Source organism: Pseudomonas sp. NFX183 (genome assembly GCF_047943075.1).
GTDB lineage: Bacteria > Pseudomonadota > Gammaproteobacteria > Pseudomonadales > Pseudomonadaceae > Aquipseudomonas.
This window is the reverse complement of sequence record NZ_CP181333.1, coordinates 1,705,320-1,726,780: the sequence shown is the minus strand read 5'-3', so window position 1 is coordinate 1,726,780 and position 21,461 is coordinate 1,705,320. Positions and strand designations below refer to the sequence as shown.

The window sequence follows — 21,461 nt, the reverse complement described above, 5'->3', positions numbered from 1 at the left end:
GTACAAGTAAAGATGTGTGCGTAAGACTCTCCTTCGCACCATCAATGTTCGCGCATCGATCGCCGAGGAGTCTGTTGTGACCAAGCCTACAAAGTACCGTGACGTCGAAATCCGTGCCGCTCGCGGTAACAAGCTCACCGCCAAAAGCTGGCTGACTGAAGCGCCGCTGCGCATGCTGATGAACAACCTCGACCCACAAGTGGCCGAGAACCCGAAAGAATTGGTGGTGTACGGCGGTATCGGCCGTGCAGCGCGCAACTGGGAGTGCTACGACCAGATCGTCGAAAGCCTCACCAACCTGAATGACGACGAGACCCTGCTGGTGCAATCCGGCAAGCCGGTCGGCGTGTTCAAGACCCACAGCAACGCGCCGCGCGTGCTGATCGCCAACTCCAACCTGGTGCCGCACTGGGCCAGTTGGGAACACTTTAACGAGCTGGATGCCAAGGGCCTGGCCATGTACGGCCAGATGACCGCCGGCAGCTGGATCTACATCGGCAGCCAGGGCATCGTCCAAGGCACTTACGAAACCTTCGTCGAAGCCGGTCGCCAGCATTACAACAGCGACCTGACCGGCCGCTGGGTCCTCACCGCCGGCCTCGGCGGCATGGGCGGCGCGCAGCCGTTGGCGGCAACCCTGGCCGGTGCCTGCTCGCTGAACATCGAGTGCCAGCAGGTCAGCATCGACTTCCGCCTGAGCAGCCGCTATGTCGACGAGCAAGCCACCGACCTCGACGACGCCCTGGCCCGCATCGCCAAATACACCAAGGAAGGCAAGGCCATCTCCATCGCCTTGCTGGGTAACGCGGCGGAAATCCTGCCGGAACTGGTCAAGCGCGGCGTGCGCCCGGACATGGTCACCGACCAGACCAGCGCCCACGACCCGCTCAATGGCTACCTGCCGGCCGGCTGGACCTGGGACGAATACCGCGCCCGCGCCAAGACCGAACCAGCTGCTGTAATCAAGGCCGCCAAGCAGTCGATGGCCGTGCACGTCAAAGCCATGCTGGAATTCCAGAAGCAAGGCATCCCGACCTTCGACTACGGCAACAACATCCGCCAGATGGCGCAGGAAGAAGGCGTGGAAGATGCCTTCGCCTTCCCAGGTTTCGTGCCGGCCTACATCCGCCCACTGTTCTGCCGTGGCATCGGCCCGTTCCGTTGGGCTGCACTGTCCGGCGACCCGCAAGACATCTACAAGACCGACGCCAAAGTCAAAGAGCTGATCCCCGACGACGCCCACCTGCACAACTGGCTGGACATGGCCCGCGAGCGCATCAGCTTCCAGGGCTTGCCGGCACGGATCTGCTGGGTTGGCCTGGGCCAGCGCGCCAAGCTGGGCCTGGCGTTCAACGAAATGGTGCGCAGCGGCGAGCTGTCCGCGCCGGTGGTGATCGGCCGTGACCACCTCGACTCTGGCTCGGTTGCCAGCCCGAACCGCGAAACCGAAGCCATGCAGGACGGTTCCGACGCCGTGTCCGACTGGCCACTGCTCAACGCCTTGCTCAACACCGCCAGCGGCGCAACCTGGGTGTCGCTGCACCACGGCGGCGGCGTGGGCATGGGCTTCTCGCAGCATTCGGGCATGGTGATCGTCTGCGACGGCACCGACGAAGCAGCTGAGCGCATTGCTCGCGTGCTGCACAACGACCCGGCCACCGGGGTGATGCGTCACGCCGATGCCGGTTACCAGATCGCCATCGACTGCGCCAAGGAACAGGGCCTCAATCTGCCGATGATCAAGTAACGAACGGCCAGGTTCCTGTGGGAGTGGGTTTGTGTGGGAGCTGGCTTGCCTGCGATGCGGGCGACTCGGTCTCTCGGCAGAACCGAGGGGATGCCATCGCAGGCAAGCCAGCTCCCACATTTGCCCTGCTGTTTACACAAAACCTGTTTCACCCGCACCACCGAAAAACAATCCATCAGAGGTTGAACACACATGGCTGCAAATGACGCACGTGCAAGCACCACCCCGTTGATCGAAAGGCGTTCGATCGACTACATCCCGGAAGCGGAAAGACACGGTCGTCTATTGAGTCAGTTCACCCTGTGGCTGGGTGCCAACCTGCAAATCACTGCGATTGTTACCGGGGCCTTGGCCGTGGTGCTGGGCGGTGATGTGTTCTGGTCGTTGATCGGTCTGTTGATCGGTCAACTGCTGGGCGGCGGCGTGATGGCGCTGCATGCGGCGCAAGGCCCGCAACTGGGCTTGCCGCAGATGATTTCCAGCCGCGTGCAGTTTGGCGTGTATGGCGCGGTGATCCCGCTGGTGCTGGTGTGCCTGATGTACATCGGTTTTTCGGCCAGCGGCTCGCTGCTGGCGGGGCAGGCGGTGGCGCAGCTGCTGCACGTCGAAGACTGGGTCGGCATCGTGCTGTTCGCCGGGCTGATCATGGTGTTCACCGTCTTCGGTTACCGCGTGATCCACGGTATTGGTCGCGTCGCCAGCGTGCTTGGCGTGGTTGCCTTCATCTACCTGTTCTACAAATTGCTCGCCGCAAACGATGTCGGTGCGCTGCTGGGCAACAAGCATTTTTCGCTGAGCAGTTTTCTGTTGGCGATTTCGTTGTCGGCGTCCTGGCAGATCGCGTTCGGCCCGTATGTGGCGGACTACTCCCGCTACTTGCCGCGCAGTACGCAGGCGTCGAAAACCTTCTGGGCGGTTGGCCTGGGTTCGGTGATCGGGGCGCAGGCGTCGATGGTGTTCGGTGTGTTCGCGGCGGCCCTGGCCGGTGCGCAATTCGCCCACCACGAAGTGTCGTTTATTGTCGGCTTGGGCGGCACCGGCATTGTCGCGGCGCTGCTGTATTTCAGCATCGCCTTCGGCAAGGTCACGGTGACCACGCTCAATGCCTACGGCAGCTTCATGTCGATTGCGACCATCATCAGCGGCTTTCGTGGCAGCCGGCACATTTCGAGTGCGGTACGCCTGCTGTACATCTTCCTGATGGTGTCGATTGCCGCCGCACTCGCGTTGCTGGGCAAGGACTCGTTCCTCAAGGATTTCTCCGCGTTCATCCTGTTCCTGCTCGCGTTTTTCACGCCGTGGAGCGCGATCAACCTGGTGGACTTCTACTGCATCACCAAAGAGCGCTACGACATTCCGGCGCTGTCCAACCCCAATGGTCGCTACGGCCGCTGGAACTGGATGGGCATCAGCATCTACGTGCTGGGCGTGCTGATCCAGATGCCGTTCATCTCCACGCATTTCTACACCGGCCCACTGGTCGCCAGCCTTGGCGACACCGATATCTCCTGGATCATCGGCCTGGTGGTGCCCGCTGCGCTGTATTACTGGGCCGCGAAAAAGTGGCACAGCGCAATTCCTGAACACCTGATCCTGCCGGTAGAGCAGGGCGCTATACCAACGACAAACGGGCTGGCCGCACAAGCCTGATGGGACGTGGACAGGGCAGGATGCCTACTGACTGCCGTAATCCATTTCAAGATTGGGAGCGTCACAACAATGAAAATGAATAAGACCCTGCTGGCCACGCTGCTCTCTGCAGGCTTGCTCGCCTCCGCTGGCGCACAGGCGGCCGGTTGGTGCGAATCCGGTAAGCCTGTGAAGTTCGCAGGCCTGAACTGGGAAAGCGGCATGTTGCTCACCGACATCCTGCAAACCGTGCTGGAAAAAGGCTACGACTGCAAAACCGACAGCCTGCCGGGTAACTCCATCACCATGGAAAACGCCCTGAGCAGCAACGACATCCAAGTGTTTGCCGAAGAGTGGGTCGGCCGCAGCGAAGTCTGGAACAAGGCCGAGAAGGCCGGCAAAGTCGTCGGCGTCGGCGCGCCCGTTGTCGGTGCCGTCGAAGGCTGGTACGTGCCACGTTACGTGATTGAAGGCGACGCCAAGCGCAAGTTGGAACCCAAGGCGCCGGACCTGAAAAACATCGCTGACCTGGCCAAATACGCCTCGGTGTTCAAGGACCAGGAAGAACCTTCCAAAGGCCGTTTCTACAACTGCCCGGCCGGCTGGACCTGTGAGCTGGACAACAGCGAAATGCTCAAAAGCTACGGCCTGGAAAGCACCTACACCAACTTCCGCCCAGGCACCGGCCCGGCGCTGGATGCGGCGGTGCTGTCGAGCTACAAGCGTGGCGAGCCGATCCTGTTCTACTACTGGTCGCCGACGCCGCTGATGGGCCAGGTCGACCTAGTCAAGCTGCAAGAAAAGCCCGGTGTGGATAAAAGCGTGAGCATCAAGGTCGGCTTGTCCAAGACCTTCCACGAGCAAGCGCCAGAGCTGGTGGCTGTGCTGGAGAAGGTCAACCTGCCGATCGATTTGCTCAACCAGAACCTGGGCCGCATGGCCAAAGAGCGAATTGAGTCGCCAAAACTGGCGAAAATTTTCCTCAAGGAACATCCTGAAGTCTGGCACGCATGGGTGAGCGACGACGCAGCCAAGAAAATCGACGCGGCCTTGTAGGTCAAGCGTGTCCGACTACCCTGAGGGGCTCGTCGGACACCCGGCCACAACCCACTGGATCGAGAGCACGCTATGTTTCCTGAGAGTTTTACGTTTTCCATCGCCGACTGGGTTAACGGTTGGGTGGACTCACTGGTCACCAACTACGGCGATGTGTTCCGGCACATCTCCGACACCCTGCTGTGGGCCATCGTCAACCTGGAAGGGTTGCTGCGCGCGGCGCCCTGGTGGCTGATGCTGATCATCGTCGGCGGCATCGCCTGGCATGCCACCCGCAAGGTAGTGACCACGGCGGTGATCGTCGGCCTGCTGTTCCTGGTGGGCGCGGTTGGCCTGTGGGACAAGCTGATGCAGACGCTGGCGCTGATGATGGTCGCCACGGTGATCTCGGTGCTGATCGGCATTCCGCTGGGCATCTTGTCGGCGCGCAGCAATCGCCTGCGCTCGGTGCTTATGCCGTTGCTGGACATCATGCAAACCATGCCGAGCTTCGTGTACCTGATCCCGGTGCTGATGCTGTTCGGCCTGGGCAAGGTGCCGGCGATTTTCGCCACGGTGATCTACGCCGCGCCGCCGCTGATTCGCCTGACCGACCTAGGCATTCGCCAAGTCGACGGCGAAGTCATGGAAGCCATCAACGCCTTCGGTGCCAACCGCTGGCAGCAACTGTTCGGCGTGCAACTGCCGCTGGCGCTGCCAAGCATCATGGCCGGTATCAACCAGACCACCATGATGGCGTTATCGATGGTGGTCATCGCCTCGATGATCGGCGCGCGTGGCTTGGGTGAAGACGTGCTCGTCGGCATCCAGACCCTCAACGTCGGCCGTGGCCTCGAAGCCGGGCTGGCGATTGTGATTCTTGCAGTGGTCATCGACCGCATTACCCAGGCCTATGGTCGTCCACGGCATGAGGCGAGCAAATGACTACTGTCAGCAAAATTGAAGTTAAAAACGTCTTCAAGATTTTCGGCAACCGTTCCAAGGACGCTCTGGCCATGGTTGGCCAAGGCAAGACCAAGGATCAGGTACTGGCCGAGACCGGTTGCGTGGTCGGCGTCAACGACTTGTCCCTGAGCATCGGCACCGGCGAGATCTTCGTGATCATGGGGCTGTCGGGCTCGGGCAAATCCACGCTGGTGCGTCACTTCAACCGCCTGATCGACCCAACCAGCGGCGCGATTCTGGTGGACGGCGAAGACATCCTGCAACTGGACATGGAAGCCCTGCGCCAATTCCGTCGGCACAAGATCAGCATGGTGTTCCAGAGCTTCGGCCTGCTGCCCCACAAGAGCGTGCTCGACAACGTCGCCTACGGCCTGAAAGTGCGCGGCGAAACCAAGCAGGTGTGCGCCGAGCGCGCGCTGCACTGGATCGAAACCGTGGGCCTCAAATGCTACGAAAACAAATACCCGCACCAGCTGTCCGGCGGCATGCGCCAGCGTGTGGGCCTGGCCCGCGCCTTGGCAGCCGACACCGACATCATCCTGATGGACGAAGCCTTCAGCGCCCTCGACCCGCTGATCCGCGCCGAGATGCAGGACCAGTTGCTCGAGCTGCAAAAGACCCTGCACAAAACCATCGTGTTCATCACCCACGACCTCGACGAAGCCGTGCGTATCGGCAACCGCATCGCGATCCTCAAGGACGGCAAGCTGATCCAGGTCGGCACGCCGCGCGAGATTCTGCATTCGCCAGCGGATGAGTATGTGGACCGGTTTGTTCAGCGGCGGGCGGCGGTGGTCTGAGCCCGATTGTGTGGTGAGGCTGCGGGCCCTATCGGGGGCAAGTCCCCTCCCACAGGTTGAACTGTGAACACCTTCAAAGGTGGAAGGGGGCTTGCCCCCGAAGAGGCCGGTAAGGCTGCACAAGAATTGAAGAAGGTATGAAGATGTCCCAGGCAGCAAAAATCATCATCGCCGACGCCCCCCTGCGTTGGCAGGACGTGGTCGCCGTCGCCCGCTTTGGTGCGCAGCTCGAACTCTCGGGCCACGCCTGGGCGCGCATCGACAATGCCCAGGCCATCGTGCAGCGCATCGTCACCAGCGGCGAGCGCGCCTATGGCGTGAACACCGGCCTGGGCGCGCTGTGCAATGTGTCGCTCAAGGGCGAGCAACTCAGCCAGCTGTCGCGCAATACCTTGCTGAGCCACGCCTGCGGCGTCGGCCCGGTGCTGAGTGACGAGCAAACCCGCGCGATTATTTGCGCGGCAATTATCAACTACAGCCACGGCAAATCCGGCCTGCACCCACAGGTGGTGCATTCGCTGCTGGCGCTGCTCAACCACGGCATCACGCCGCAAGTGCCGTCCCAGGGTTCGGTGGGTTACTTGACTCACATGGCCCACGTCGGCGTGGCGTTGCTCGGTGTCGGCACGGTGAGCTATCGCGGTCAGATCGTGACAGCGCAAGAAGCATTACACGCAGAAGGTTTGCAGCCGGTGGTACTCGGCGCCAAAGACGGCCTGTGCCTGGTCAACGGCACGCCGTGCATGACCGGCCTGAGCTGCCTGGCCCTGGCCGACGCACATCATTTGCTGCAATGGGCCGACGTGATCGGCGCCATGAGTTTCGAGGCCCAGCGCGGCCAGATCGACGCTTTTGATGAAGCCATCATCGCCCTCAAGCCGCACCCGGGCATGCAGCAAGTCGGCATCAACCTGCGCGCCTTGCTCGATGGCAGTGAAGTGATCGCCAGCAGCCAGGGCATTCGTACCCAGGACGCCTTGAGCATCCGCTCGATCCCGCAAATCCACGGCGCCGCGCGCGACCAGGTCGAACATGCCACGCGCCAGATCGAGACCGAACTCAACAGCGCCACCGACAACCCGCTGGTGCTCGGCACGCCAGACACCTACCGCGTGGTGTCCCAGGCCAACCCGCACGGGCAGTCCGTGGCCTTGGCGGCCGACATGCTCGCCATCGCCATGGCCGAAATCGGCTCGGTGGCCGAGCGCCGCCTGGACCGCCTGATCAACCCGCACGTCAGCGGCTTGCCGGCGTTCCTGGTCAGCAACCCCGGCGTCAACTCCGGGATGATGATCGTGCAATACGTCGCCGCTTCGCTGTGCGGGCAAAACCGCCAGCTGGCGCAACCGGCGGTGCTCGACAACTTCGTCACCTCCGGCCTGCAGGAAGACCACCTGAGCATGGGCACCAACGCCGCGCTCAAGCTGCATCAGTTGCTGGCCAACGTCACCCAGATTCTCGCCATCGAGTACCTGCTGGCGGCCCAGGCCTTCGAGTTTCTCAAGGACCAGCGTTTCGGCGCAGGCACCGACAGCGCCTGGCGTCTGCTACGTGAAAAAGTCCCACCTTACGAGCAAGACCGCTGGCTGGCGCCGGACATCGCCAGCGCCGCGGCGTTGCTCAAGGACACCGCTTTGCTGCACCACGTATTACCCCATTTGCACTGATTACTTATTCAAAAATTTCAGAAGAACAATTCAAAGGAGCATGAATGTGACTGCGCTAAATCTGATTCCAGGCCAACTGAGTCTTGCCCAACTGCGGGCCATCTACCAGCAGCCGGTAACCCTCAATCTGGATGACAGCGCCACGGCGCAGATCGAAGCCAGTGTTGCCTGCGTGGAGCAGATTCTCGCCGAGAATCGCACCGCCTATGGCATCAACACCGGTTTCGGCCTGCTGGCCTCGACCCGCATCGCCAGCGAAGACCTGGAAAACCTCCAGCGTTCGCTGGTGCTGTCCCACGCCGCCGGCGTTGGTGAGCCGATCAGCGACGCGCTGGTGCGGTTGGTCATGGTGCTCAAGGTCAACAGCCTGAGCCGTGGTTTCTCCGGGATTCGCCGCCAGGTGATCGACGCGCTGATCGCACTGATCAACGCCGAGGTGTACCCGCACATCCCACTCAAAGGTTCGGTCGGCGCTTCGGGCGACCTGGCGCCGTTGGCGCACATGTCGCTGGTGCTGCTGGGCGAGGGCAAGGCGCGCTACAAAGGCGAATGGCTGGAAGCCACCGAGGCACTCAAAGTCGCAGGCCTGACGCCGCTGACCCTTGCCGCCAAAGAAGGCCTGGCCCTGCTCAACGGCACCCAGGTGTCCACCGCCTATGCGCTGCGCGGCCTGCTCGAGGGCGAAGACTTGTTCGCCGCTGCACTGGCGTGCGGCGGGCTGACCGTGGAAGCCGTGCTCGGCTCGCGCTCGCCGTTCGACGCGCGTATTCACGCCGCACGTGGCCAGCGTGGGCAGATCGATTCGGCTGCGGCCTATCGCGACCTGCTCGGCGAAAGCAGCCAGGTCTCCCAGTCGCACCAGAACTGCGACAAGGTGCAAGACCCGTACTCCCTGCGCTGCCAGCCACAAGTCATGGGCGCCTGCCTGACCCAGTTCCGCCAGGCCGCCGACGTGCTGGTGGTAGAGGCCAACGCCGTGTCGGATAACCCGCTGGTGTTTGCTGCCGAAGGTGACGTGATTTCCGGCGGCAACTTCCACGCCGAACCGGTGGCCATGGCGGCTGACAACATGGCGTTGGCCATCGCCGAAATCGGCTCCCTGAGCGAGCGCCGTATCTCGTTGATGATGGACAAACACATGTCGCAATTGCCGCCGTTCCTGGTGGGCAATGGCGGGGTCAACTCCGGCTTCATGATCGCCCAGGTGACTGCTGCTGCACTCGCCAGCGAGAACAAGGCGCTGTCCCATCCGCACAGCGTGGATAGCCTGCCGACTTCGGCGAACCAGGAAGACCACGTGTCCATGGCCCCGGCTGCGGGCAAACGCCTGTGGGAAATGGCCGAGAACACCCGTGGCATCCTGGCGGTGGAATGGCTGGCGGCGTGCCAGGGCCTGGACCTGCGCGACGGTTTGAAAACCTCGCCGAAGCTGGAAAAAGCCCGTGGCATCCTGCGTGCCAAAGTCGGCTTCTACGACAAGGACCGCTTCTTCGCCCCGGACATCAATGCCGCCAGCGAACTGCTCGCCAGCCGCTGCCTGAACGAGCTGGTGCCGGCCAAGTTGCTGCCGAGCCTCTAAGCTCGCCGCTGTCCAACTGTGGGAGTTGGCTTGCCTGCGATAGCTATCTGTCAGTTGACACATGTGTGACTGACATACCGCCATCGCAGGCAAGCCAGCTCCCACAGGTTGAGCATTCGCCGATTTGAATTTTCTCGGGATAACAATAACTAGGGAAGAGAAATGCACCAGCAAGAAAAGGGTTTGAAACGCGGGCTGAACGCCCGACATATTCGCTTCATGGCACTCGGTTCCGCGATCGGCACCGGGCTGTTCTATGGCTCTGCCTCCGCCATTCAGATGGCCGGCCCCGCCGTGCTGCTCGCCTATCTGATCGGCGGCGCCGCCGTATTCATGGTGATGCGCGCCCTCGGCGAGATGGCTGTGCACAATCCGGTTTCCGGCTCCTTCGGCCAGTACGCCAGCACCTACCTGGGCCCGATGGCCGGGTTTATCCTCGGCTGGACCTATGCGTTTGAAATGATCATCGTCTGCCTCGCCGACGTCACCGCGTTTGGCATCTACATGGGCTTCTGGTTTCCCGAGGTCGCGCGCTGGGTGTGGGTGCTCGGCATTGTGTTTTTGATCGGCGGCCTGAACCTGTGCAACGTCAAAGTGTTTGGCGAGATGGAGTTCTGGCTGTCGCTGCTCAAGGTCGGCGCCATTGTGGCGATGATTCTCGGCGGTTTCGGCATCATGCTGTTCGGCATTCATTCGGCCGGCGACACCCAGGCCAGCGGCATCAGCAACCTGTGGGCCCATGGCGGCTTCATGCCCAACGGCGTTGGCGGCCTGATCGCCTCGTTCGCGGTGGTGATGTTTGCGTTCGGCGGCATCGAAATCATCGGCATCACCGCCGGTGAAGCCAAGGACCCGCAACGCGTGATCCCCAAGGCGATCAACGCAGTGCCGTTGCGCATCCTGTTGTTCTACGTGCTGACGCTGTTCGTGTTGATGGCGATCTACCCGTGGCCGCAGATCGGCAGCCAGGGCAGCCCGTTCGTGCAGATCTTCAGCAACCTGGGCATCGGCTCGGCGGCGACCATCCTTAACATCGTGGTGATCTCGGCGGCCGTCTCGGCTATCAACAGCGACATCTTTGGCGCCGGCCGCATGATGTACGGCCTGGCCCAGCAAGGGCAGGCGCCCAAGGGCTTTGCGCAGCTGTCCAAACAGGGCGTGCCGTGGATGACCGTGGTGGTGATGGGCGCGGCGTTGCTTGGCGGCGTGGTGCTCAATTACCTGATTCCGGAGAACGTGTTCCTAGTGATCGCCTCGATTGCCACCTTCGCCACTGTGTGGGTGTGGCTGATGATTCTGTTCACTCAGGTCGCAATGCGCCGCTCGATGACCAAGGAGCAGGTCGCCGCGCTGAAATTCCCGGTGCCGTTCTGGCCCTATGCGCCCGCAGCGGCCATCGTGTTCATGCTGTTCGTGTTTGGCGTGCTGGGTTACTTCCCGGACACCCAGGCCGCTTTGCTGGTCGGCGCCGTGTGGATTGTGCTGCTTGTCGTCGCTTACCTGCTGTGGGTCAAACCCGCTGCCGGGCAAGCGGCCACGGTTCATTACGACCCGGCTTTGTCTCATCGTTAACTTAGGGAGGCGTTGATGAAAACGCTTTGGCAACACTGCCACGTCGCAACCATGGCAGACGGCAAATACTCGATCATCGAGGATGCCGCCATGGTCACTGCCAATTCGCTCATCGAGTGGATTGGCCCCCGCAGCCAGGCGCCGACGGCGGATTACGCCCAGGTGCATGACCTGCAAGGCGCGTGTGTCACCCCCGGGCTGATCGACTGCCACACCCACACGGTGTTCGGCGGCAATCGCAGCGGCGAATTCGAGCAGCGCCTTGAAGGCGTGAGCTACGCCGACATCGCGGCCAAGGGTGGCGGTATTGCCAGCACCGTGCGCGCCACCCGCGCGGCCACTGAAGATGAACTGTTTGCCAGCGCGCACAAGCGCCTGCGCAGTTTGCTGCGTGACGGCGTGACCACGGTGGAGATCAAGTCCGGCTACGGCCTGGACCTGGCCAGCGAGCGCAAACTGCTGCGGGTCATCCGTCGCCTCGGCGAAGCGCTGCCGGTCAGCGTGCGCGCCACGTGCCTGGCAGCGCACGCATTGCCGCCGGAGTACAAGGACCGCGCCGACGATTACATCGACCACATCTGCCACGAGATGCTGCCGGCCCTGGCGGCCGAAGGGCTGGTGGACGCGGTGGACGCCTTCTGCGAATACCTGGCGTTTTCTCCTGAACAGGTTGAGCGCGTGTTCAAGGTCGCCCAGCAACTTGGCCTGCCGGTGAAGCTGCACGCCGAGCAACTCTCTTCGTTGCATGGCTCAAGCCTGGCCGCGCGTTACCACGCGCTGTCGGCGGACCATCTGGAATTCATGACCGAGGACGACGCCATCGCCATGGCCGCGTCGGGCACTGTCGCCGTGTTGCTGCCGGGCGCGTTCTACTTTCTGCGTGAAACCCAGCTGCCGCCGATGGATGCGCTGCGCAAGCACGGCGTGAAGATTGCCATCGCCAGCGACCTCAACCCCGGCACCTCGCCGGCGCTGTCGGTGCGCCTGATGCTGAACATGGCCTGCACGCTGTTCCGCATGACCCCGGAAGAAGCCCTGGCCGGCGCCACGCAACACGCGGCTACCGCGCTGGGCATGGGCGACACCCACGGCTCGCTGGAAGTGGGCAAGGTCGCCGACTTTGTCGCCTGGCAGATTGATCGCCCCGCCGACCTGGCCTACTGGCTGGGCGGCGAACTGGATAAACGCGTGGTGCGCCACGGCGTCGATGTCACTGTTTAAGGAGCACTGCTGTGGATAAGGTTCTGAACTTCAAACAAGGCCGAGTGCCGCTGCTGATCAGCATGCCCCACGCGGGCCTGCGCCTGACGCCTGCGGTGCAAGCCGGATTGATCCCCGAGGCACACAGCCTGCCGGACACCGACTGGCACATTCCCACGCTGTATGACTTTGCCGAAGGCCTGGGCGCCAGCACCTTGTCGGCAGAGTACTCGCGGTTTGTGATCGACCTGAACCGGCCATCGGACGACAAGCCGCTGTATGTCGGTGCCACTACGGGGCTGTACCCGGCGACATTGTTCGACGGCGTGCCGTTATTTCGCGAAGGCCTGGAGCCTTCCGCCGAGGAGCGCGCCACCTACCTGCAGAAGATTTGGGGGCCGTACCACCGCGCCCTGCAAGAGGAACTGGCGCGGCTCAAGGCCGAGTTCGGCTATGCGCTGCTGTTTGATGCGCACTCGATCCGCTCGGTGATCCCGCACCTGTTTGAAGGCAAGCTGCCGGACTTCAACCTCGGCACTTTCAATGGCGCCGCCTGTGATCCTGAGCTGGCCAGCCAGCTGGAGGCGATTTGCGCCGCGCACCCGCAGTACACCCACGTGCTTAACGGGCGCTTCAAGGGCGGGCATATCACTCGCCATTACGGCGACCCGGCGCAGGATATTCATGCGGTGCAGCTGGAGTTGTGCCAGAGCGCTTATATGGAGGAGTTTGAGCCGTTTCGTTATCGGCCGGATTTGGCCGAGCCGACACGGGTGGTGTTGAAGCAGTTGCTGGAAGGGTTGTTGGCCTGGGGGCAGAAGCGTTACGGCTGAAATGGCTATCGCAGGCAAGCCAGCTCCCACATTTGGAATGCATTTCAAGGTGGGAGCTGGCTTGCCTGCGATGAGGCCTCACAGTCGCCCCAGTGCAACTGCCGGTCGCCACAGGTCGTGTTAACAGAGGTCCCGCTGGGTAAGGTTGTGGGTAGGGCGCGCCAGACGCCACTCCCCACAATAAAGCTGCCGAGTGAGACCTCATCCATGAAAAGACTGTTGTTGATCCTCACCGGCGCCGCTTTGATCAGCGCCAACGCCATGGCCGCAGAACCTGCATCCTGCAAAGCCATACGCATGGGCGTGGTCAGTTGGACCGACGTGGTCGCCACCTCCGGCATGGCTGACGTGCTGCTCAATGGCCTGGGCTACGACAGCAAACAGACCAGCGCCGTGCAACAGATCATCTTTGCCGGCATCCGCGACAAGCGCCTGGATATCTTCCTCGGCTACTGGAAACCGGCGATGGACAACAACATCGCGCCGTTCCTGGCCGCCAAGCAGGTCAAGGTCTTCGACACGCCCAGCCTGTCTGACGCCCAGGCCACTCTGGCGGTGCCGCAATACGTGGCCGACGCCGGGCTGAAAACCTTTGCCGACATTGCGCGTTTCAAGGACAAGCTGGGCGCCAAGATCTACGGCATCGAGCCTGGCAGTGGCGCGAATACCGATATCCAGAAAATGATCGACACCAACCACTTTGGCCTGGGCGGCTTCAAGCTGGTTGCCTCCGGTGAAGCGGGCATGCTCGCGGCCGTACAGCGTGCGGTGAATCGCAAGGAGTTTGTCGTTTTTGTCGGTTGGACCCCGCACCCGATGAACATCAACATGAAAATGGCTTACCTCACCGGCAGCGAAGATGTGTTTGGCGCTGACGAAGGTCGGGCCACGGTGTCCACCGTGACCGCGCCGGATTTCGCCGAGCGTTGCCCCAACGCCAACCGGCTGCTGACAAACCTGACCTTCACCGCCGCGCAGGAAAGCCAGTTGATGGTGCCGATCATGGAGCGCCAATCGCCGCAGGACGTGGCCAAGCACTGGCTGCGCGAGCACCCCGAGGATTTGCAGCGCTGGCTGGCTGGGGTGACAGCGTTTGATGGCGGCGATGGCGTCGCGGCCGTCCAGTCCAGCCTCAAACCCTAAGCCAGGCAGGGTAGCTCAAACAACACAGGGCAAATGTGGGAGCGGGCTTGCCCGCGATGGCGGCGTATCAGGTCATTCACAAGTGGCTGACACACCGCTATCGCGGGCAAGCCAGCTCCCACACTTGATCTACAGCGATTAGGGATATTTGCGCATGTATCCGATTTCTCCGCAGCTTGCGGCCTTCGTCACTAAAACCGAATCCTTCAGCAGCGACGACTCGTCGCTCGCAGGTTTACGCCGTAACTACGACCGCATGTGCCAGGCATTCACCCCGCCGAAGCCAGCAGGGCTGCAAGTCGCTGACTTTGCCCTCGGTGCAGTCGGCGTGCGCAGCTATCTCCCTTCGGCGCCCACGCCAACCGAAGGCTGGCCATGCCTGCTTTATATGCACGGCGGCGGCTGGGTGGTCGGCGGGCTGGATTCCCATGACTTCATCTGCTTCGAGCTGGCCAGCACGCTTGAAGCACTGGTGATCGCCATCGACTACCGCCTGGCGCCGGAACACCCGTTCCCGGCGGCATACCAGGATTGCCGCGCAGTGTGGCAGGCCATCCAGGCCGGGCAGGGGCCGCACGCCATCAACCTGCAGCGCCTGGTGGTGATGGGTGACAGCGCGGGCGGCAATCTGGCTGCGGCGTTGTGCCTGGGTTTGCGCGATGACGGCCAGCCGCTGCCCCGCGCCCAAGTGCTGATTTACCCAGGTTTGGGCGGCGCGGCGGACCTGCCGTCGCGCCGTGACTGCATGGATGCGCCCTTGCTCAGTACCGCCGACACCGATTGCTACCTGGCGCTCTACCTGCCGGGCGCGGACACGCCATCGGCCTATGCCATGCCACTGCTGGCCAAGGACTTCAGCGGTTTACCCAAGGCGTTGATCGCCGTGGCCCAGTTCGACCCGCTGCGCGACGACGGCATGCTGTATGCCGAACGCCTGCGGGCGGCAACTGTGGAGGCGGTGTTGTATCCCGGCAAAGGCCTGGTCCACGGCTGTTTACGCGCGCGCGGCCAAGTGGCGCAGGTGGATCAGCTCTACGAGTATCTATTGGGCTACGTGCGGCGCTGCCTGGGGAGCGAAGGGCTGACACAGGTCTAAGTGCTCAAGGACATGCTCATTGCACAATTCGGGTTTATGATGCCAGACGGCAAAAATAATAGACGTCCCCTCAGGGATGAACCCGACACCCTACGGAGCGCGCAATGCAGACTTGGTACCCGCAGATCAAACCCTACGCCCGGCACGATCTGGCCGTCGATGACACCCACACCCTGTACGTCGATGAAAGTGGCTCCCCCGAAGGCTTGCCCGTCGTCTTTATCCACGGTGGCCCGGGCTCCGGCTGCGACGCCCAGAGCCGCTGCTACTTTGATCCGAACCTGTACCGCATTGTCACCTTCGATCAGCGCGGCTGCGGACGCTCCACGCCTCGCGCCAGCCTGGAAAACAACACCACCTGGGACCTGGTCGCCGACCTTGAGCGCATTCGCGAACACCTGGGCATCGAAAAGTGGGTGCTGTTTGGCGGCTCCTGGGGCTCGACCCTGTCGCTGGCTTACGCGCAAACCCATCCCGAGCGCGTGCATGGCCTGATCCTGCGCGGGATCTTCCTGGCGCGCGACCAGGACATTCACTGGTTTTACCAGGAAGGTGCGAGCCGCATGTTCCCGGATTACTGGCAGGACTACCTGGCACCGATCCCGGCGGATGAGCGCCACGACCTGGTCGCCGCCTACCACAAACGCCTGACCGGCAACGACCAGATCGCCCAGATGCACGCCGCCAAGGCGTGGTCCGGCTGGGAAGGCCGCATGCTGGGCCTGTGCCCGAGCCCGCAGCATGTCGAGCGGTTTTCCGAGCCGCAGCGCGCGCTGTCGATCGCACGTATCGAATGCCACTACTTCACCAACAACTCTTTCCTTGAGCCCAACCAGCTGATTCGCGACATGCACAAGATCGCCCACTTGCCTGGCGTAATCATTCACGGGCGCTACGATATGATTTGCCCGCTGGACAATGCCTGGGAGCTGCATCAGGCGTGGCCCAACAGTGAGCTGCAGGTGATTCGCGAGGCCGGCCATGCCGCGTCCGAGCCCGGCATTACCGATGCCTTGGTGCGTGCAACCGGCGAAATGGCACGGCGCCTGCTTGATCTGCCGCCAGAAGAAGCATGAAGGGCCTGTTGCAACGGGTGCGTGGCGCCCGCGTCGAAGTGGCGGGCGAGGTCGTAGGCGCAATTGACCAGGGTTTGCTGGTGCTGGTCGCCGTTGAGCCTTCAGATACCCCAGAGAGCGCCGACAAACTGTTACACAAGCTGCTTAACTACCGGGTATTCAGTGATGACGAGGGCAAGATGAACCTGTCCTTGAAAGACATTGGCGGCGGTTTGCTGCTGGTGTCGCAGTTCACCCTGGCGGCGGATACCAAAAGTGGCCTGCGGCCAAGCTTCTCCACGGCGGCCCCTCCGGCGCTGGGAGCAGCGCTTTTTGATCACTTGCTGTTACAAGCGCAACAATTGCATGGCAAGGTGGCGTCAGGGCGTTTTGGGGCGGATATGCAGGTGCATTTGGTCAATGATGGCCCTGTGACCTTCCTCTTACAGACATGAATGTATTAAAAACGACGTTAATGCCTAAAAACGCAGGGTTTCGCTACAAATACTTCGTTGTCCCTGATGCGTTGTTTCGCGGGCTACTAGATAATCGCGCGCTACGGGGATCAGCGTTGTTTGGTCCATTTTTGACTTAGGTAGAGACTTGTCCGACAAACCAATGGGGAATCATTTTGACCCAAGGGAGTCGGAACAATGCTCGCCAACCTGGCATATAGATAGCTGGCCGTTGGTTTTTTGATCTGTTTTCGGCGAGGGTTGCTCGTGATTGTTAGTCCCTGTAATGCACCAAAATTGTCTGCCAAACGGTTACGAAACGCACTGGTAACGGGCTCTGCCCTGTTTTGCCTGTTCGGCGCGGGTCAACTGTGGGCATTCAGTCTGGATGATGTGTCGGCCAAGGCAAAAGAGCTGGCCGGGCAGAAATACGAAGCTCCGCGCAGCAATCTGCCGAACGAATTTCGCGAAATGAAATTCGCCGACTATCAGAAGATTCGTTTCCGTAACGAAAAGGCCGAGTGGGCCGATCAGAACACGCCGTTCAAGCTGTCCTTCTATCACCAGGGCATGCACTTCGACACGCCGGTGAAAATCAACGAAGTCACCGCCGACACCGTCCAGGAAATCAAATACGACCCGACGCGTTTCGATTTCGGCGACGTGAAATACGATCCCAAGTCCACTGAACAGCTGGGTTATGCCGGTTTCCGTGTGCTGTACCCGATCAACACGCCCGACAAGCAAGACGAAATCATGACCATGCTTGGCGCCAGCTACTTCCGCGTCGTCGGCAAAGGCCAGTCGTATGGCCTGTCTGCCCGTGGCATGGCGATCGACACTGCATTGCCGTCCGGTGAAGAATTCCCGCGTTTTACCGAATTCTGGATCGAGCGTCCAAAACCGGGTGAAAAGCAGTTGGTGATCTTCGCCTTGCTGGACTCCCCACGCGCCACCGGCGCCTATCGCCTGACCCTGCGCCCTGGCACCGACACCGTTGTCGACGTCAAATCGCAGATGTTCCTGCGCGACAAGGTCAGCAAACTGGGCGTTGCCCCGCTGACCAGCATGTTCCTGTTCGGTGCGAACCAGCCGTCCAAGGTGCTCAACTACCGTCGTGAACTGCACGATTCCAGCGGTCTGTCGATCCATGCCGGCAATGGCGAGTGGATCTGGCGCCCTCTGAACAACCCTAAACACCTGTCGGTCAGCAACTTTGCCATCGAAAACCCGCGTGGTTTCGGCCTGCTGCAACGTGGCCGCGACTTCAGCCACTACGAAGACCTGGACGACAACTACGACAAGCGCCCAAGCGCCTGGATCGAGCCTGAAGGCGACTGGGGCAAGGGTTCGGTCGATTTGGTAGAGATTCCGACCGCCGATGAAACCAACGACAACATCGTTGCGTTCTGGAGCCCGGCCGAGCTGCCAAAAGTCGGCGAGCCGCTGGACATCAGCTACCGCCTGCACTGGACCATGGACGAGAAAGCCCTGCACCCGGCCGACAGCGCCTGGGTCAAGCAGACCCTGCGTTCGACCGGTGACGTGAAGCAATCCAACCTGATCCGTCAGCCGGACGGCAGCGTGGCCTACCTCGTTGACTTCGAGGGCCCGTCCCTCAAAGCCCTGCCGGCAGACGCCGCGGTGCGCAGCCAAGTGAGTGTCGGCGACAACGCCGAAATCGTTGAAAACAGCGTGCGTTACAACGAACACACCAAAGGCTGGCGCCTGACCCTGCGGATGAAGATCAAGGACGCAGGCAAACCGACTGAAATGCGTGCGGCCCTGGTCCAGGACATCCCGCAGCCGGAGCCTGAGAAAGCGTCGACCCAAGTGATCAAGGCCGACAAGCTCTTGGCCAAGCAACACGAGAAGCAGGCCAAGAAAGAAGCTAAAGAAGCAAAAGACGCAAAAGACGCGAAAGAAGCCAAAGACAAGGAAGCCAAGCAGCCAGAAGCTGCCCCGGCCACGCCACTCTCTAATCCGGAGCCGGCCAAGACAGAACACGTCCTGACCGAAACCTGGAGCTATCAGTTGCCTGCCGATGAGTAATTCTCAAGCCACGCCCGAGACTCTGTCCGAGTACCTGGCGCACCTCCCGATGACCGCCGAGCAGCGCGCCGAGCTAGCGGGCTGCACGTCCTTCAGCGAGCTGCATGAGCGGCTTTCGTCCGCGACGTTCGACGCACCAACCGACGCTGCCCAAGCGTCGGTCGGCCGTCGGCTGACCCTCAACACCGCCGAAGAGCTGCAAGACGCGGAAATGCTTGCGCTCGACGCCAGCGGCCGGGTTTGCCTGAAGGCCACGCCGCCGATCCGTCGGACCAAAGTGGTGCCTGAGCCTTGGCGCACCAACATTCTGGTGCGCGGTTGGCGCCGGATGACCGGTCGCACCAACCCGCCAAAGCCGCCCAAGGACGATCGTGTACTGCCGGCCGCGCGCTGGCGTACCGTCGGTTCGATCCGCCGCTACATCCTGCTGATTTTGATGCTCGGTCAGACCATCGTTGCCGGCTGGTACATGAAAGGCATCATGCCGTACCAGGGCTGGTCACTGGTCGACTTCGACGAAGTGCGCAACCAGACCTTGCTGCAAACCGCGACCCAAGTGCTGCCTTACGCGCTGCAAACCAGCATCCTGATCATGTTCGGGATCTTGTTCTGCTGGGTCTCGGCCGGTTTCTGGACCGCGCTGATGGGCTTTCTGGAACTGCTCACCGGTCACGATAAATACCGGATTTCCGGTAAAAGTGCCGGTGACGAGCCGATTCCCAAAGACGCCCGCACCGCGCTGGTAATGCCGATTTGCAACGAAGACGTGCCCCGGGTATTTGCCGGTCTGCGCGCCACTTTCGAGTCGGTGGCCGCCACGGGCGACCTGGACCGTTTCGATTTCTTCGTCCTCAGTGACAGTAACGAAGCCGATATCTGCATCGCCGAACAGCAAGCCTGGCTTGACGTATGCCGCGAAGCCGGGGGGTTCGGCAAGATCTTCTATCGCCGCCGTCGCCGTCGCGTCAAACGCAAAAGCGGCAACCTCGACGACTTCTGCCGTCGCTGGGGCGGTGACTACAAGTACATGGTGGTCCTCGACGCCGACAGCGTGATGAGCGGCGAATGCCTGACCAGCCTGGTGCGCCTGATGGAAGCCACGCCGGATGCCGGGATTATCCAGACCGCGCCGCGTGCGTCGGGTATGGACACCCTGTATGCGCGCATGCAGCAGTTCGCCACCCGTGTGTACGGCCCGCTGTTTACCGCTGGCCTGCACTTCTGGCAGTTGGGTGAATCCCACTACTGGGGCCACAACGCGATCATCCGCATGAAGCCGTTTATCGAGCACTGCGCCCTGGCGCCGTTGCCGGGTAAAGGCGCGTTTGCCGGTGCGATCCTCTCCCACGACTTCGTTGAAGCAGCGCTGATGCGCCGTGCCGGCTGGGGCGTGTGGATTGCCTACGACTTGCCGGGCAGCTACGAAGAACTGCCGCCGAACCTGCTGGACGAACTCAAGCGTGACCGTCGCTGGTGCCACGGTAACCTGATGAACTTCCGGCTGTTCCTGGTAAAAGGCATGCACCCGGTGCACCGCGCGGTGTTCCTGACCGGCGTGATGTCGTACCTGTCGGCGCCGTTGTGGTTCTTCTTCCTGGTGCTGTCGACGGCGTTGCTGGCGGTGAACACCCTGATGGAGCCGCAGTACTTCATGGCGCCACGCCAGTTGTACCCGCTGTGGCCGCAATGGCATCCGGACAAGGCGGTGGCGTTGTTCTCCACCACCATCGTGCTGTTGTTCCTGCCTAAGTTGCTGAGCATCATCCTGATCTGGGCCAAGGGCGCGAAAGAGTTCGGCGGCAAGTTCAAGGTGACCTTGTCGATGCTGCTGGAGATGCTGTTCTCGATGCTGCTGGCGCCGGTGCGGATGATCTTCCACACCCGTTTCGTGCTCGCCGCGTTCCTCGGCTGGGCTGCGACCTGGAACTCGCCGCAGCGTGACGACGACTCCACGCCGTGGAGCGAGGCGGTCAAACGTCACGGTCCGCAAACATTGCTCGGCTTCCTCTGGGCATTGTTGGTGGTGTGGCTGAACCCAAGCTTCCTGTGGTGGCTGATCCCGATTGTCGGTTCGCTGATGCTGTCGATTCCGGTGTCGGTAATTTCCAGCCGCGTGAAGCTGGGCCTCAAGTCCCGCGACGAGAGCCTGTTCCTGATCCCTGAGGAATACAATCCGCCGCAGGCCTTGCTGTCGACCGAGAAGTACACCCACGAAAACCGTTGGCACGCGCTGAACGACGGGTTTGTGCGTTCGGTCGTCGACCCGCAGCAGAATGCGCTGGCCTGCGCCCTGGCGACCTCGCGTCACCGTGAAGCGGAGCCGATCGAGCATCTGCGTCAGGAGCGTGTCCGCCACGCATTGAAAGTCGGCCCTGCCGGCCTCAACAACGGCGAGCGCGTGGCGCTGCTCAGCGATCCGGTCGCCCTGGCTCGCCTGCACCAGCAAGTCTGGAGCGAAGGCCACGCCGAGTGGCTCGGCGCCTGGCGTGCTTCGATCAAGGCGGACCCGCACGCGCCTTTGCTGCCGCTGCAACCGCTGTCGTCCCAGGCTCAATCGGCCTGATTCATACGCCCCCGAGGGCCCACCTCGGGGGCGTTTGAAGCGCTGGTCCTACAGCGTTTCGCGCTTCTT

At 61.9% G+C, this 21,461-nt stretch carries 15 protein-coding genes and 1 pseudogene; all 16 read left to right on the top strand.

The genetic code is table 11. The features are described from left to right. Positions 1-76: 76 nt before the first annotated feature. The 16 genes and pseudogenes from hutU (at position 77) to mdoH (ending at position 21,430) form a co-directional block, all read left to right on the top strand. The gene (gene hutU / locus ACM530_RS08080) at positions 77-1,747 is read left to right on the top strand and encodes a urocanate hydratase (RefSeq protein WP_094949334.1); all 1,671 of its coding nucleotides are present in this window, start codon (positions 77-79) and stop codon (positions 1,745-1,747) included. Between the two features lie 192 nt (positions 1,748-1,939). Next, positions 1,940-3,397: a purine-cytosine permease family protein gene (locus tag ACM530_RS08075; protein WP_369301660.1), complete on the top strand. Its 1,458-nt coding sequence runs from the start codon at positions 1,940-1,942 to the stop codon at positions 3,395-3,397. A gap of 69 nt (positions 3,398-3,466) precedes the next feature. Next, entirely contained in the window at positions 3,467-4,432 is a 966-nt protein-coding gene (locus ACM530_RS08070) for an ABC transporter substrate-binding protein (protein WP_416364561.1), read from the top strand. Between the two features lie 72 nt (positions 4,433-4,504). Further along, on the top strand, positions 4,505-5,356 hold the full coding sequence (locus tag ACM530_RS08065) for an ABC transporter permease (protein ID WP_416364560.1): 852 nt from the start codon (positions 4,505-4,507) through the stop codon (positions 5,354-5,356). Continuing rightward, the gene (locus ACM530_RS08060) at positions 5,353-6,177 is read left to right on the top strand and encodes a quaternary amine ABC transporter ATP-binding protein (protein WP_416364559.1); all 825 of its coding nucleotides are present in this window, start codon (positions 5,353-5,355) and stop codon (positions 6,175-6,177) included. The genes ACM530_RS08065 and ACM530_RS08060 overlap by 4 nt, the downstream gene beginning before the upstream one ends. A gap of 143 nt (positions 6,178-6,320) precedes the next feature. Further along, positions 6,321-7,844, top strand: coding sequence for an HAL/PAL/TAL family ammonia-lyase (locus ACM530_RS08055; RefSeq protein WP_416364558.1), 1,524 nt, complete (start codon positions 6,321-6,323; stop codon positions 7,842-7,844). Positions 7,845-7,884: 40 nt separating this feature from the next. Next, entirely contained in the window at positions 7,885-9,423 is a 1,539-nt protein-coding gene (hutH, locus tag ACM530_RS08050; protein WP_416364557.1) for a histidine ammonia-lyase, read from the top strand. A 162-nt stretch (positions 9,424-9,585) separates the two neighbouring features. Next, a complete protein-coding gene (locus tag ACM530_RS08045; RefSeq protein ID WP_416364556.1) occupies positions 9,586-10,995 on the top strand; it encodes an amino acid permease in 1,410 nt (469 codons plus the stop codon). Positions 10,996-11,010: 15 nt separating this feature from the next. After that, complete coding sequence (hutI, locus tag ACM530_RS08040; protein ID WP_416364555.1) at positions 11,011-12,216, top strand: imidazolonepropionase; 1,206 nt, start codon at positions 11,011-11,013, stop codon at positions 12,214-12,216. Positions 12,217-12,227: 11 nt separating this feature from the next. Then, positions 12,228-13,028, top strand: a complete 801-nt coding sequence (hutG, locus tag ACM530_RS08035) for an N-formylglutamate deformylase (RefSeq protein ID WP_416364554.1) — start codon at positions 12,228-12,230, stop codon at positions 13,026-13,028. A gap of 207 nt (positions 13,029-13,235) precedes the next feature. Continuing rightward, positions 13,236-14,171 carry a choline ABC transporter substrate-binding protein gene (gene choX, locus ACM530_RS08030; protein ID WP_416364553.1) on the top strand — a complete coding sequence of 312 codons (936 nt, stop codon included), beginning with the start codon at positions 13,236-13,238 and terminating at the stop codon, positions 14,169-14,171. Between the two features lie 154 nt (positions 14,172-14,325). Further along, positions 14,326-15,267: an alpha/beta hydrolase gene (locus ACM530_RS08025; RefSeq protein WP_416364552.1), complete on the top strand. Its 942-nt coding sequence runs from the start codon at positions 14,326-14,328 to the stop codon at positions 15,265-15,267. A gap of 104 nt (positions 15,268-15,371) precedes the next feature. Beyond that, positions 15,372-16,343: a prolyl aminopeptidase gene (pip, locus tag ACM530_RS08020; RefSeq protein ID WP_119738084.1), complete on the top strand. Its 972-nt coding sequence runs from the start codon at positions 15,372-15,374 to the stop codon at positions 16,341-16,343. Next, positions 16,340-16,777 carry a D-aminoacyl-tRNA deacylase gene (gene dtd / locus ACM530_RS08015; protein ID WP_078740275.1) on the top strand — a complete coding sequence of 146 codons (438 nt, stop codon included), beginning with the start codon at positions 16,340-16,342 and terminating at the stop codon, positions 16,775-16,777. The genes pip and dtd overlap by 4 nt, the downstream gene beginning before the upstream one ends. A 267-nt stretch (positions 16,778-17,044) precedes the next feature. Continuing rightward, positions 17,045-18,829: a glucan biosynthesis protein gene (locus ACM530_RS08010; RefSeq protein ID WP_416364551.1), complete on the top strand. Its 1,785-nt coding sequence runs from the start codon at positions 17,045-17,047 to the stop codon at positions 18,827-18,829. Then, positions 18,822-21,430: pseudogene (mdoH, locus tag ACM530_RS08005) on the top strand (glucans biosynthesis glucosyltransferase MdoH). Before ACM530_RS08010 ends, mdoH begins: the two are co-directional and overlap by 8 nt. Positions 21,431-21,461 lie beyond the last annotated feature (31 nt).